At 71.8% G+C, this 13922-nt stretch carries 8 protein-coding genes and 1 pseudogene; 3 read left to right on the top strand and 6 right to left on the bottom strand.

The genetic code is table 11. The annotated features are described in order from the left end of the window. Positions 1-179: pseudogene (locus tag GUI43_RS34675) on the top strand (HNH endonuclease signature motif containing protein); the annotation flags it as partial. 258 nt (positions 180-437) lie between these two features. On the opposite strand, the gene GUI43_RS21240 reads toward GUI43_RS34675, so the two are convergent. Then, a complete protein-coding gene (locus GUI43_RS21240) occupies positions 438-1214 on the bottom strand; it encodes a protein kinase family protein (RefSeq protein ID WP_249037807.1) in 777 nt (258 codons plus the stop codon). 243 nt (positions 1215-1457) lie between these two features. On the opposite strand from GUI43_RS21240, the gene GUI43_RS21235 reads away from it, so the two are divergent. Both GUI43_RS21235 and GUI43_RS21230 read left to right on the top strand, forming a co-directional pair. Next, positions 1458-4484: a S8 family serine peptidase gene (locus GUI43_RS21235; RefSeq protein ID WP_170158766.1), complete on the top strand. Its 3027-nt coding sequence runs from the start codon at positions 1458-1460 to the stop codon at positions 4482-4484. A 97-nt stretch (positions 4485-4581) separates the two neighbouring features. Then, entirely contained in the window at positions 4582-7086 is a 2505-nt protein-coding gene (locus GUI43_RS21230) for an ATP-binding protein (RefSeq protein ID WP_112699594.1), read from the top strand. Positions 7087-7199: 113 nt separating this feature from the next. Here the strand turns inward: GUI43_RS21230 and GUI43_RS21225 are convergent, their stop codons facing one another. The 5 genes from GUI43_RS21225 to GUI43_RS21205 all read right to left on the bottom strand — a co-directional run bounded on the left by GUI43_RS21225 (position 7200) and on the right by GUI43_RS21205 (position 13921). Then, complete coding sequence (locus tag GUI43_RS21225) at positions 7200-7625, bottom strand: hypothetical protein (RefSeq protein WP_112581748.1); 426 nt, start codon at positions 7623-7625, stop codon at positions 7200-7202. Positions 7626-7838: 213 nt separating this feature from the next. Then, a complete protein-coding gene (locus GUI43_RS21220) occupies positions 7839-10052 on the bottom strand; it encodes a DUF8189 domain-containing protein (RefSeq protein ID WP_112699593.1) in 2214 nt (737 codons plus the stop codon). A 46-nt stretch (positions 10053-10098) separates the two neighbouring features. Further along, entirely contained in the window at positions 10099-12186 is a 2088-nt protein-coding gene (locus GUI43_RS21215; RefSeq protein ID WP_112699592.1) for an alpha-galactosidase, read from the bottom strand. Then, positions 12183-13004 (bottom strand): carbohydrate ABC transporter permease, encoded by an 822-nt coding sequence (locus GUI43_RS21210; RefSeq protein ID WP_112581751.1) that lies wholly within the window; start codon positions 13002-13004, stop codon positions 12183-12185. The genes GUI43_RS21215 and GUI43_RS21210 overlap by 4 nt, the downstream gene beginning before the upstream one ends. Beyond that, positions 13001-13921, bottom strand: a complete 921-nt coding sequence (locus tag GUI43_RS21205) for a carbohydrate ABC transporter permease (protein WP_112581752.1) — start codon at positions 13919-13921, stop codon at positions 13001-13003. The genes GUI43_RS21210 and GUI43_RS21205 overlap by 4 nt, the downstream gene beginning before the upstream one ends. Position 13922 lies beyond the last annotated feature (1 nt).

Genomic DNA, 13922 nt, shown 5'->3' with positions numbered 1-13922 from the left:
ACGGCGGCCCAACCAGCCTCAGCAACGCCGTCCTCCTCTGCGGCCACCACCACCGACACGTCCACCAGACTGACTGGCTCGTCCGGCTCGGCGACGACGGACACCCGGAGTTCATTCCACCCGCCTGGCTCGACCCCGAACAACTCCCCCGCCGCAACCACTACCACCGACGAACGTAAGAGCAGCCAGCCGGCGCCAACCAGCCCCTCAAACCGGGCAACCACAAACCACGCGTTCCGGGCGGCCGGATTTGCTCCCCGGGGCCGGGGCCGGGGCCGGGCTGGCGCTACGCTTCGCCCGCTCGACGGGGACGCAGCCGCTCCACCGCCTGCTCAACGACGCGGGGAGGCACTTCACCCGTTCAACGCAAGCGGGCTGCTCCCGGGCGCTTGACGGCGCGGGCTACACAGATGCGTCCGTTCGTACCACCGCCCGCTTCAGGGTGTCGCCAGCCGCCAGGCGCGGACCAGTGCTGGCACGTCGGGGTACCGGGCGGCCGGCGCCTGCCTCGTTGCTCGTTCCACGACCCCGTGCTGCTCGTTGGTGCCCCGCCAGGCCTTTGGTGAATTTGGCCGGCAATCCTGAGGATCGCGCCAGCCCTCCGGCGAATCGAGCAGGTGGTGCAGGGTACGGCCGAGGGCGTGCACGGTGGTCCGTTCGTCGATGACCGAGCCGCGGGCGAACTCCTCCGGCGCCATGTAGCGACGTGAACCTGGCAGCCGATCCGCCGCAAGTACGAACGGACCGGGCCGGTACTCGTCGAGGTCGATCAGCCGTATCCGGCTGGCCGCGAAGTCGTACAGGAAGCAGCCGTCGTAGAGGTCGACCGCGACCAGGCCGACAGCGCTGACGGCGAGGTGGGCGTCGAGGATCGCGTCGAGCGCCACCTCGATCTGCGGGACCGGCAGGTGTTGGAATCGGTTCAGCCCGCTGCGGTCCGCGCGATGCACAGTGGCGTGGTTCAGGACGCTGCCGTCGTACCAGGGGTAGACGAGCGTCGGACCCGCCGCGCCGTGGATCGTCCGGACGGGACGGACGATGGCCGGGTGGCGGACGGCGGCGTGCACCGCGACGGCCCGGTGGAGGGATGCTCGGCCCTCGACCGTGGTGGCCGTCTTGACGAGCCAGCGGCGGCCCGCCTCCTCGACCCCATAGGACAGGCATCCGGAGTCCTGGGCGTCGAAGACCACAAAGGCCGACTCGACAGACGGCACGGGCAACCGACCAAATGCCATGGATCCCCCAGGTCGGCGCTCTCAAATGACGCGCAAAGTACCCGTTGTGTTACGAGCTTGTTTCCAAGATGACAGCCAGGTTACGGGTGCTTCTCGATGATCGGTACCGATCCTAGGTTTCGGCCACCGTCATCAGTCGTGGCGGCCGGCACCGAACGTGGAGGCAACGACGTGCCACAACCGAACACACATCGGACCGGACGGGCCAGGTACGGGGTCAGCATGCTGGCCGCCGTGGCGCTGACCGCGGCCGGCCTGACCAGCCTGCCCGCCAGCGCCACCGCCGCGCCGGCCGGCAGTGGGCCAACCGCCCGCTACCTCGTCCAGCTCGCCGAGGAACCGCTGGCCACCTACACCGGCGGGGTTCCCGGGATCGCGGCGACCAAGCCGGCCGAAGGGGCCAAGCTGAACCGCACGTCCGGGAACGCCAACGCGTACCGGGATCACCTGCGCCAGCAGCGCAAGTCGGTGCTGGACCACGTCGGTGTGCCAGCCGAGCGCACCCGCGTGACCATGGAGACGGCCTTCAACGGCTTCGCCGCCGACCTGACCGGGCCGCAGGCCGCCCGGCTGCGCGCCACCAACGGTGTCCGAGCGGTGTACGAGAGCCAGAAGGTGCACGCCGCCACCTCACACACCCCCGACTACCTGGGCCTGACCGGCAAGGGCGGGGTGTGGAACAAGGAGTTCGGTGGAGACTCCCACGCCGGCGAGGGCGTGATCATCGGGGTCATCGACAGCGGCTACTGGCCGGAGAGCGCGAGCTTCGCGCCGCTGCCCAGCCCGCGCCCCGACCAGGCCGTCATCGACGCCAAGTGGAAGGGCACCTGTGACGTCGGCGTCGAAGCGCCGGTCACCTGCAACAACAAGGTGATCGGGGCGCGCTGGTACAACGACAGCGGCATCGCCGAGGCCTTCCCGGACGACTACTCCTCGCCGCGCGACCGCAACGGCCACGGCACCCACACCGCCAGCACCGCGGCCGGCATCCACGGCGTGCGGGCCACGTCGGGCACCCAGGACCTGGGCATGATCTCCGGCATGGCGCCGGCCGCGCGGTTGGCGATCTACAAGGCTCTGTACGACAACGGGGCGGGCGGCGCGACCGGCACCGACATCGACATCGTGCACGCCATCGACGACGCGGTCGCGGACGGCGTCGACGTGATCAACTACTCGATCGGTGACGACACCGAGCGGTTCGGGGCGGTCGACGCGACGTTCTTCAACGCGGCCGCCGCCGGGGTGTTCGTCGCCGCCGCCGCCGGCAACTCCGGCCCGTTCGCCAACACCGTCGACAACTCGACGCCCTGGCTGACCACGGTGGCCGCGAGCACGACCGACCGGCAGAACACCCGGAAGCTCACCCTCGGCGACGGCACCACCATCGCCGGTGTGGGCATGGGCGACACCGGTGTCGGGCCGGCCCGACTGGTCTTCGCGAAGGACAGCGCGATCAACCCGGACGGCGCCTACGGTGCCGGCCTCTGCGCCGACGACACGTTGGATCCGGCCAAGGTCAAGGGCGCGATCGTGCTCTGCCTGCGGGGCGAGATCCCGCGTACCGACAAGAGCATCGAGGTGGCACGGGCCGGCGGCGTCGGCATGGTGCTGTACAACGACGAGCTGAACTCCCTGAACGCCGACGTGCAGGCCGTGCCGACAGTGCACATCAACGAGGTCGACCTGGCCACGGTCACCGCGTACGTCGCCAAGGGCAACGCCACGGCGACCATCTCGCCGAGCAAGCTGGAGACGGTCGAGGCGCCCGCGGTCGCCGCCTTCTCCTCGGCGGGCCCGTCGAACCTGAATGCCGGTGAGCTGCTCAAGCCGGACATCAGCGCGCCCGGTCAGGACATCGTCGCCGCGTTCTCCCCGTCCATCGGCGGCAACGACTTCGCACTGGAGTCGGGCACCTCGATGGCGGCACCGCACATCGCCGGCATCGCCGCCCTGCTGCTGGCCAAGCACCCCGGCTGGTCGCCGGCGGCGGTCCGCTCGGCGCTGATGACCAGCGCGGTGGACAAGACCGACAAGGGCAACCCGATCAAGATCGGCACGTACGACGCGACTCCGCTGAACTACGGCGCCGGCCAGGTCGAGCCGGGCAGCGCCTTCGACCCGGGCCTGGTCTACGACTCCAACCAGCAGGACTGGATCCAGTACCTGTGCGGGGTTTCCGCCGACCGTGGCGGCGACTACGGGCTCGGCGACCTGGACGGCTGCGACACCATCGGCGCGATCGACACGGCACAGCTCAACTACCCGTCCATTTCGCTGGGCCGGATGGTGGGCAAGCAGAGCGTGACCCGTACGGTCACCAACGTCAGCGACAAGACCAGCACCTACTCCTCGTCTGTGCAGGCCCCGCCGGGCTACCAGGTCACTGTCACCCCGAAGAAGCTGCAGATCCGTCCGGGCAAGAGCGCCCGCTTCACAGTTGAGGTCACCAACACCGGTGGCGCGTTCGACACCTGGGCCGACGGCTCGCTGACCTGGCGCGACCAGTTCAAGCACGCGGTACGCAGCCCGCTGGTCGTGCGCAACTCCGGGTTGGTCGCCCCCGACGCCATCACCGGCAAGGGCACCTTCGGCAGCGTCCGGATCGCCGCCGAGGTCGGCTACCAGGGTCAGCTGATCTCCCAGCTCTCCGGCCTCACCTCGGGCACCAGCAACGTGGTCACCCTCAAGGGCGACGGGCCGAGCTGGGACTGGAGCACGTCGAACAACCTGCCGGTGCCGCTGCCGGCGTCGATCAGCAGGACCACACTGCACGTGCCGGCCGGGACCCGCAGCCCGCTCGTCCAGGTGACGTCGGAGCGGCCCACCTGCTCCCACATCGACTGGGACGACGAGGAGGGGGTGATGGAGTGCACCGAGTTCAGCCTCAACGTCTATGACAAGTACGGGAAGTTCGTCACCGCCACGGCCAGCGGCCGGGACGGCGCCAAGGTGACCCTGCCGGAGGGTGCCGGGGACTACATCGTGGTCGTCGAGCAGGAGTTCACCGAGAACATCACTGACGGCGCGAACGCGTACACCGTGACCAGCTACCTGCCGGGCGCGCCGGGTACCTCCACCGGCCGGTTCACCATCGACCCGAAGCAGCGCAGCGTGCGGCCGGGCGCGACGGCGAACCTGACAGTGCGCTGGTTCGGTCTCGCGCCGGGTCAGCGCTACCTCGGGGTGCTGGAGTTCCGCAACGGTGACGGCTCGCTGAAGACCGTGCCGGTCACCGTCCAGTCCTGACCGTGCCAACGGGCCGGCAGGCCGGTATGTGACCCAGGTCACCGCCGGTCCGCCGGCCCACCGTCGCGCCGAGCAGAGGTGATCTGCTCGGCTCACGGTGATCGACGGCGGCGAGGACAAGACACGGGGCGGTGGGAGCCCAACTCCCGTCCGCCCCGAACGTCTGCGCGGCCCCGTCGAGTTCGTCGGCCGGGCGGCGGAGCTGGCCCAGTTACGCCGGCTCGTCGCAACCCCGCCCTGCCTGATCCTGCTGGAGGGTGAGCCCGGGATCGGCAAGAGCCGACTCGTCGCCGAACTGCTCGCCGAACTCCCCGGGCGGCACCTCATCGGCGAGTGCGACGACGTGCCCGAGCCCTTCCCACTCGGCGTGCTGCTGGACGCGATCCGGGGCGGCGCCGACCGACTCGGTCCGCTCAACCCGGTGGCCGGCGCCCTCGCGCCACTGCTGCCCGAACTGGCTGACGTACTGCCGGACGCGCCGCCCCCGTTGACCGACCCGGCGGCCGAGCGACATCGCCTGCTCCGCGCCGTCGCGGCGGTGCTCGCCGCGCTGAGCCCGGCCACGCTGCTGCTGGAGGATCTGCACTGGGCGGACCCGGCGACCTGCGAACTCCTCGCCTACCTGAGCACCCACCCGGTGGAGGGGCTGGCCGTCGTGCTGACCGCGCGTACGGCGACGCCGGGGAGCAGTACGCCGATCCACGACGCCCTGGCGCGGACTCCCCCGTGGAGCGTCACGCGCGTTGCGCTCAGCCCGCTGGACGCCGACGACGTACGCCGGCTGGCGGCCCGCACCCTGCGCCTCGATGATCCGCCGCAGCAACTGACCGCCACCCTGCTCGACCGCACCGCCGGCATCCCGTTCGTGGTCGAGGAGGTGCTGCGGACGCTCGCCGAGCGGGGCGGCGACCCGTTGGCCGACGACAGCGTCCCGTTCGTCCTGCGTGACGTGTTGCTCTGGCGGCTTCGCCCGCTCGACGAGGCCACCCGGGAGGTGCTCGGCGCGGCGGCCGTACTGGGGATGACACCCGATCAGCGCATCCTCGCCCCGGTGCTCAGCCTGGACCGGGTGGCGATCGGCGCGGCGTTGACCGCCGCACACCGGGCGGGCCTGCTGCACGACGCCGGGGACGGCCTGCGGTTCCGCCACGACCTGGCCCGCCAGGTGGTGTACGACCTGGTGCCCCGGGAGAGCCGGGAGTGGCTGCACCTGCGGGTGGCGCGGGTGTTGGAGCAGGAGCTGCCGAGGCCGGTGGCCCAACTGGCGCACCACTACCGTCGGGCCGGCAGCGGGGCCGACTTCGTCCGCAACGCCGAGGCGGCCGCCGACCTGGCCACCGAGCGCGGCGACGACGCGACCGCCGCCAGCTTCCTGCTCCAGACGATGGACGTCGCCGAGCTGCCCCGGCCGGTACGGGTTCGGCTCGCCGCCAAGCTGGGCCGGTCGGCCATCGACGGACTCAGCCAGGCCGAGGCGATCCCGGTGCTGGAACGGCTGCTCGCCGACCGACGATTGCCGCCGGGCGCCCGAGGTGAGCTGGGTCTGGTGCTCGGGCGGATGCTGCGCCAGCAGGGCGAGGCGCTGCGTGGGTACACCGAGATCGAGCGTGCCGTGCCGTACCTGCGTGCGCCGCGCCGCAAGGCCCCGGCGCTCGCGGTGCTGGCGGCCCCCGACACCGTCGTCGGCCGGCACGTCGACGACCACCTGGCCCGCTGCGCGGAGGCGGAGACCGCCGCCGCGGCCAGCGGGGATCCGGCGGCGCACCTCGCGGTCCGCATCGCCCGAGCCTCCCTGCTGCTGGAGCTGGGCGACCCGGCGGCGTGGGCGATCATCTCCGAGCTGCGCGCTTCCGCCGAACTGGCCGACCGGCCCCGCGAACACGCGCGGGCCTGCCTGAACTGGGCGCAGGGCGCGCTGCACGCCGGTCACCCGGAGCAGGCCGAAGCGTTGCTGGCGGCCGGTCGGGCGCTGGTCGACGAGACCGGGTACGAGCGGCTGACGTCCCTGGTGGAGGCGACCGAACTGTCGCTGGACCGGGCCGCCGGCCGACTGGACGGGCTCGCCGAGCGGCTCCGCCGGCTGGTCGCCAGCAGCGAGCGGATGCCGGTGACCCTGCTGGACGCGCGGGCCGAACTGGCGACCGTGCTGGCGCTCACGGCCACCGCCGAACGAGCTGGCAGGGAATACGACAGCCCCGTCAGCCGCACCGAGGGATGCGCCGGGCTTGGCGGCGGCAACAGAGGCCGCAACGAGGTGGAGTCGGCCAAGCGGGCGCTGCGCGAGGTGGTCGCCGACGCCCGGCGGGTGGGCGCGATCTGGCCGCTGGTGCAGGCACTCTCGGCGCTGGCCCGACTGACGGTGGCCGGGCGACCGGACGAGGCGGTCCGACACGCGGCGGAGGCGCTGTCTGTGGTACGCGGAAAGGGCATCCTGGCGTGGGCCGCCGACGCGGTGCTGGTGCTGGCCGAGGCCGCAGCCGCGCAAGGTGAACCGGCGCGGGCCGCGGCGGCCGTCGCCGAACTGGAAGCCGGGATCGCCGGCCGTGACACGCCCCTCGCCCGGGCCGCCCTGCGCCAATGCCGCGACCTCGTCCCGGCCTGAACCGGCCAGACGGATGGTGCGGGTGGGGGACCGCCCGGTCCGTCTCCAGAGGTCTGCGGCATTACCGGCTCGGTCGCCGCGCCGGGTGCCGCGCAACAGCGGCCCGCCCGGTGTCAGCGGACGATCCGCACCACCTGTTCGGCCTGGGCGAATTCGCAGTTCGCCCCCGGACAGGCGGAGATCGACGCCAGCAGCAGCGCCTCGCCGGTGCGGAACGGAACGCCGGCGACATCGGCCGGGAAGAACGCCGACAACGGCTGTGCCTGACCGGTACAGGTCCAGGCAGGGTACTGCGGTTCGGACGCGTAGGCGATGCGGTTGCCGACCGCCTGGGTGATTCTGGCACGCACCTCGCCGGAGGCGCCCTCGTCACAGGTCACCACGTAGTCCAGGCGCACACCGGCGCCCTTGGCCACCAGGGTCACCGAGCTGATCTGGAGGGTGGGGGTGGCGGCGGCCGCCGGAGCGGCGCCAACGAGCACGAGCATCGGCAACACGAGGGCCAGGGTCATCGCGGTCAAGCGGCGGGTGCGTGGCATCGGACGGGCTCCGTCTCCGGGTGGCCCACCCGCCCGGAATGGACGGAGGACGACCGAGTCACATCATCGACCCCCGTCACTGACTCAGTCAACGCCCGGACGCGCTGACCTCGACCTTTCGGTCGCGGGCCCACCAGCCCTCCCGGCGCCGGGGCAGGGAAACCGAGGTGACGGGCCGCCGCCGCAACCTGGCCGGCGGCCCGCCACAGTGGATCAGAGGGTGACCTGGTGCACCCGGTCGTCGACGCCGCGTACCGCCAGCCAGGCGCTGCCGTTGGCACCGGCGGCGGCCCCGGGCGCACCCCGGAACGCGTCGGTGGCGAACTCACCGCGCCGGAACCAGCCGCCCCAGGCGCCGTCGGCCAGGTTGCGCTGCCAGAGCCGGTTGTCGGCGGCCAGCGCGAACAGGTAGACCCGGCCGGAGGTGGCGAGCAGGGTCGGGCTGCCGCTGGTGGTGCCGCCCAGGTTGGTCCAGGCCGACCAGGTGGTGCCGGCCCGGCTGCTCCACCAGACCTCGTCGGTGCGGCTGCGGACCGCCACGTGCAGCACGCCGGCGTCGTCGACGACAGCGCTCGGCCGACCGTAGAACGGCCGGCTCTCGGGAGCCCCGACGCCGGTCCAGCCGGCGTTCGGCGTACGCGACCAGAGCTTGCCGTCGGCACCGCGGGCGACGAGGGTCCACTGCGTCGGGTTGGTCCAGGCCACAGTGGGCGCGTCGGTCAGCGTGCCACCGAGGCTGCGCCACGGCAGCCAGTTGCCGGCGACGTAACTGCGCTGCCAGGCCGCGTTGTCGGTGCCGCGGACGAAGACGTCGAGCCGCCCGTCGGCGGAGCCGTACGCCGCCGGCTGACCGAGGATCCGGCCGCCGACCGGGCCGCCGAGGGAGGCCCACCGGCTTCCCCAGGTCGTACCGGTGCGGGTGTTGACGGCCAGCGCACCGGAAGCGTCGCGGACGAAGGCGGTGGCGTGCGTGTCGTCCACCCGGACCAGCGCCGGGCTTGCGCTGGAGGTGCCACCGAGGTCGGCGCCGGCGACCTGGTCGGTGCCGGTCAGGCCGAGCATGGCCACCCCGTGCGCCGGCACCTCGACGGTGTACGAGCCGGTGAACGGCTGTACGCCCGGGGTGCCCGGTTGGGCGTCCACGTTGGAACGGGACCACAGGTCACGGACCCGAACCGACCCGCCGAGAGCGACGTCGGCGAAGTTCACGGTGATCTGCTGGGCGGTGTCGTGCCGGTTGAGCAGCGCGACCGCCCGCTTTCCGGAGCCGGCGAGCACCTTGCTCCACACCTGTGCGTCGGTACCGGTGTCGGCGACCTTGACGCCCTGCCGGACCAGTGGGTCCTGGTCCACCGCAATGATCTCCGGGTTCGTCAGCGCCGAGATCATCTCCTTCGGCAGGCCACGCGGGTCGGAGCCGATCACCAGCGGCGCGGCCATGATGGCCCACATGCCGAGCTGCGTCTTGGACTCGTCCAGGCTCAACTCGTACCCGCCGTCGGGCAGTGGACGCATCGGCAGCAGGTAGTCCGGGTCGTTGTAGTGCCCCGGCCCGGTGGCCGCCGGGTGGTACGCGTTGACGTCCATGTTGCGCAGCACCCACGGGTACGCCCACTGCGGGGACGGGTCGGTGAGCCCCACGTCGGTGTAGGTCCGCCAGGAGTCGGCGACGGTGGGCGCGTACGTGTAGCTCCAGGTGGAGAGCTGCTCCGGGGTGTACGGGCCGCCACCCCAGTCCGAGCTGACCGGGTTGCAGATGTTGAGCAGCATCGGCCGCGGCGAATGGCGTACCGCCTCGGCGAGCTCACGGAAGGTGGCCTCCGGGTCGAGGCCGGCGGCGCGGCCGCAGAGCCAGTCGGCCTTCAGCGCGTCGAAGCCCCAGCCGGCGAACTGGGCGATGTCCGCCCGGTAGTGGCCGTTGCTGCCGAGCCCACACTGCCCCGGCAGGTACGGGCCGGCGTCGGTGTAGATGCCGGCCTTCATCCCCTTGCTGTGGATGTACGCGGCCAGCGCGGCCATTCCACCGGGGAAGCGGGCCGGGTCGGCGACGAGCTGACCGGCCTCGTTACGCGGGGTGGGCGCCGCCCAGTTGCCGTCGATCCAGACGTAGGTGTAGCCGGCATCCCGCAGGCCACTGTTGACCATGTAGTCGGTGACCGACCGTACTTCCGCCTCGGTGGGATCGCCACCGAGACCGAAGTAGGTGTTCCAGCCCTGGTAGGGCGTCGGGGCGAGCCCGCTGTTGAAGAAGGCCGGCGCGCCCTGGTCCTCGGCGCCGGTGACCGCCGGGGCGTGACCGGGGCGGCCGGGCCCGTGGCCGGCCTGTGGTGGGTCGGCGTGGGGTGGGCCGGCCATCGCCGGCATCGGGATGGCCAGGCCCAGGCCGAGCACGGCCAGGGCAGCGGTCAGCTGTCGGTTCAGGCGCATGGAGGTACTCCTGTCCCTCGGGGGTGGGGGTGGTGGTGCTCCGATCTCAGTCGCGGGTCAGCACGATGAGGTCGGCGTCGTGGGTCGCGCTCCACTGCACGGGCAGGCCGACGGTGGCGAGGTGGCTGCCGGAGTAGTGCCGATCGCCGTGCGAGTAACGGGCCGCCGGGTCGAGGCCGCGCAGAGGCAACCGGACCGGGCGGGACGGAAGCAGCCCGGCGCCGTCGAGCCGGCCGGTGTGCCAGGCCAGGACGACCACCTGGTTCTCGTCCGGCGCGGTGTACTGCACCGCACAGCGGGCCTGGTCGGGGCCACCGATCAGGTGCACGTCACCACGCGTGACGACGTCCCGGATCTCCTTGTAGCGGGCGATCCAGCCGGCCGCCTCGGCCCGCTCGGCGGGGGTCCACGCCCGGATGTCCGCGCCGATGCCGAGCACACCGGCCATCGCCAGGACGAACCGGAACGCCAGCGATCGGGGGCGACTGTCGAACAGGCCGGGCGCGTCGGTGACCCAGGAGCTGAGCAGGTGCGGGGCGTTGGCGTGCAGGAAGCCGTACTGGATGGCCAGCCGGTCCAGCGGGCCCGTGTTGTCGCTGGGCCAGAAGACGTCGGCCCGGGCGGCCATCGCCAGGTCGGTCCGCGCGCCCCCGCCGGCGCACGCCTCGATCAGCACACCGGGATGGTCCCGGCGCAACCACTCGTAGATCCGGTGCAGGTTCGCGACGTGCGCGCCGTCCAGGTCGAGCGGGCCCACCCCGCCGGACCGACCCGGCTCGGTACGCGGCCGGTTGAAGTCCCACTTCAGGTAGTCGATGTCGTACCGGCGCAGCAGGCCGTCGACCGTGGAGTGGACGAACTCGGCGACCTCCGGCTGGCCCAGGTCGAGCAGGTACTGGTTGCGGACCGGGGTGAGCGGTCGGCCGTCGACGGAGTAGACCCAGTCCGGGTGCTCGGCGTACAGGGAGGACTTCGGGTTGACGCACTCCGGCTCGACCCAGAGCCCGAAGTTCAGCCCGAGGGAGCGGACGTCGGCGATGAAGGTGTCGAACCCGGTCGGGAACTTCGCCGGGTCGGGCGTCCAGTCGCCCAGCCCGGCGGTGTCGTCGTCGCGGCCCACGAACCAGCCGTCGTCCACGACGAACGTCTCCACGCCCAGCTCGGCGGCGATCCGGGCGAGCGCGAGCTGACTCTGCGCCTCGACGGCGAAGTAGGTCGCCTCCCAGGAGTTGTAGAGCACCGGGCGAGGGCTGAGCCGCTCGGCGGCCAGCAACCGCTGGTGGGTGTGCCAGACCCGGGCCAGCCCGTCCAGGCCGTCCGGGCTGTACGCGCCGGTGGCCACCGGCAGTGTCAACCGCTCGCCCGCGGCCAACTCCAGCGGGCCGTCGACCAGTTGACGGCCGACCCGGACCCGGGTCAGGCCGCCGGTGTCCCGCTCGGCGCTGATCTCCCACGAGCCGGTCCAGGCCAGCGCCATCCCCCACGCCGGACCGGCCGGCTCGGCGGTGTCGCGCACGGCCAGCCACGGCACGTGCAGATGCCCGGGTACGCCTTGGGAACTGCCGATGCTGAACGTGCCGTGGCCCAGCTCGACGTGGGAGAGCTGGAACTCCTGCTCCCACTGACCCCACTGGTGGCTGAGCAGCGCGCCGTGCGGCGTCGGTACGCAGAACCCGCCCGATCCGGCCCGGACGACCCGCAGCGCGTCGGCGCCGTCGTTGGCCAGTTCGACCCAGCGCTGCACCACATCGGTGCCGGCGGGCACCCGGTAGTGCACTGTGGCGCGCAGCCCGGTGACCGGGTCGGCGAAGTCCACGGCCAGCTCCCGCTGGTCGGCGTCAATGCGCGCGTCGGTGTGCACGAAGCCCACCCGGCGCTGCCCGTTCGAGGTCTCGATCACCAGGTCGGCGCCGGTGAACGGGCGGTCGGCGTCGGTGGCGTACTCGATGGGGGCCGCGTCGCCGGCGGTGAGGAACGGGACCGGGCCGTCGTAGGCGACCGGCGAGGGCCCGTCGGAGACGCCGTGCGGCCCCCACGCGACAAGTTCCAGCCAGCGACAGTGCGCGGGCACCGTCACTGTGTACTCGGTGTGCGTGCCCCGCAGCGTCCAGCGCTGCCCGGCCTCGGCGGTCACTTGACCGCTCCGAGCGCCAGGCCGGAGACGAAGTGCCGCTGGAAGCGAAGGAACACCGCGACGGTGGGCACGGCCGCGATGACCGTACCGGCGGCGATGACGTTCCAGGACGAGACGAACTGGCCCTGGAGGGCGAGCAGCGCCGGGGTGACCGGCATGTTGTCATCGGTACGCAGCACGGTGATCGCCCAGAGCAGGTCGTTGAAGATCCAGGTGAAGGAGAGCGCCCCGAGAGCGGCCAGCGCGGGTCGGGTCAGCGGCAGCATCACCCGGGTGAAGATCTGCGCCGTGCCGGCACCGTCGATGGTGGCGGCCTCCTGGATCTCGCCCGGCAGGTCCCGCATGAAGCCGTGCAGGACGAACGTGTAGAAGCCGAGCCCGAAGCCGACCTGCACCGCGATCAACGCCCAGAGCGTGTCGTACAGGCCGGTCAGCTCGCTGAACTTGGCCACCGGGATGAGCAGGATCTGCGGTGGGAGCAGGTTGCCGGCGAGCATCAGCAGCAGGATCGTGCGCCGTCCGGGGATCCGGAAGCGACTCAGCGCGAACGCGGCCATCGCGGCCAACCCCAGGCTCAGCGCCACCGACGGGACGGTGACCAGCATGCTGTTGATCAGCGCCCGCAGCTCGCCGCCGTCGGTCCACGCCTGCCGGTAGGTGTCCAGCGTGAACGACCGGGGCAGGCTGCCCACGCCGTGCGCGGCGATGTCGTCGAACGACCGGGTGGACATCACCACCACCCAGAGCACCGGGCCCAGCCAGAGCAGCGAGAGCAGGATCATGCCGGTGTGGAAGGCCCCGGTACGGAGCTTGTTCATGACGCTTCCTCCCGGAACGCGCGGACCAGGTAGCCGAGGATGACGGCCAGCGCGAGCACGAAGATCACGACAGCGATCGCCGAGGCGTAGCCCAGCCGCAGGCTCTGGAAGGCGGTCGAGTACATGTAGGTGCTGAGCAGCTCGGACGAGTGGTACGGCCCGCCCTTGGTCAGCGACCAGACAATGTCGAACGAGCGCAGCGAGTCGATCACGATGACCGACAGCACCACTGCGTTGACCCCCTTGAGCTGGGGAATCGTGACGTGCCGTAGCCGCTGCCAGGCGTTGGCGCCGTCCATCCGGGCCGCCTCGTGCAGCGCCGGATCAATCGCCTTCAAACCGGCCAGGAACAGCACCATCACGTACCCGATCTGCCGCCACAGCGCGGGCAGGATCACCGCGTACAGGGCGGTCTGCGGGTCGGCGAGCCAGGGCCGGATCAGCTGTTCCAGGCCGACCGCCCGCAGCAGCGTGTCGGCGATGCCGTCGGGCTGGTAGAAGACCCGCCAGACCAGCGCGGTCACCACCAGCGAGAACACCACAGGGGTGAACAACGCGGCCCGGTAGAAGCCGACCCAGCGCCGCTCCTTCTGCAGGACGAGCGCCATGCCGAAGCCACCCAGCACGGAGAGGCCGCCGAAGAGCACCAGCCAGATCACCGTGTTGACCAGCGCACCCCGGAAGGTGGCGTCGCCGGCCAACTCGACGTAGTTGTCGGCGCCGACGAAGGTCGGCGGTGTCATCCCGTCCCAGCGGGTGAGAGAGAACCAGAAGCCCTGGATCGCCGGCCAGAAGACCCAGACGCTCTCGACCGCGAACGGCACGAGGACGAACGCCACCAGCAGCGGCGACAGTCGAGCCGACCGTCGCCGCCGCCGGGTGGGGGTGACCGAAGTCGTGGAGATCGTTGCTGTCACG

It is taken from the genome of Micromonospora noduli, assembly GCF_003264365.1.
GTDB classification, from domain to species: Bacteria; Actinomycetota; Actinomycetes; order Mycobacteriales; family Micromonosporaceae; genus Micromonospora; species Micromonospora noduli.
Note: the sequence above shows the minus strand (reverse complement) of the source record. Positions and strands in the feature narration are given on the sequence as shown.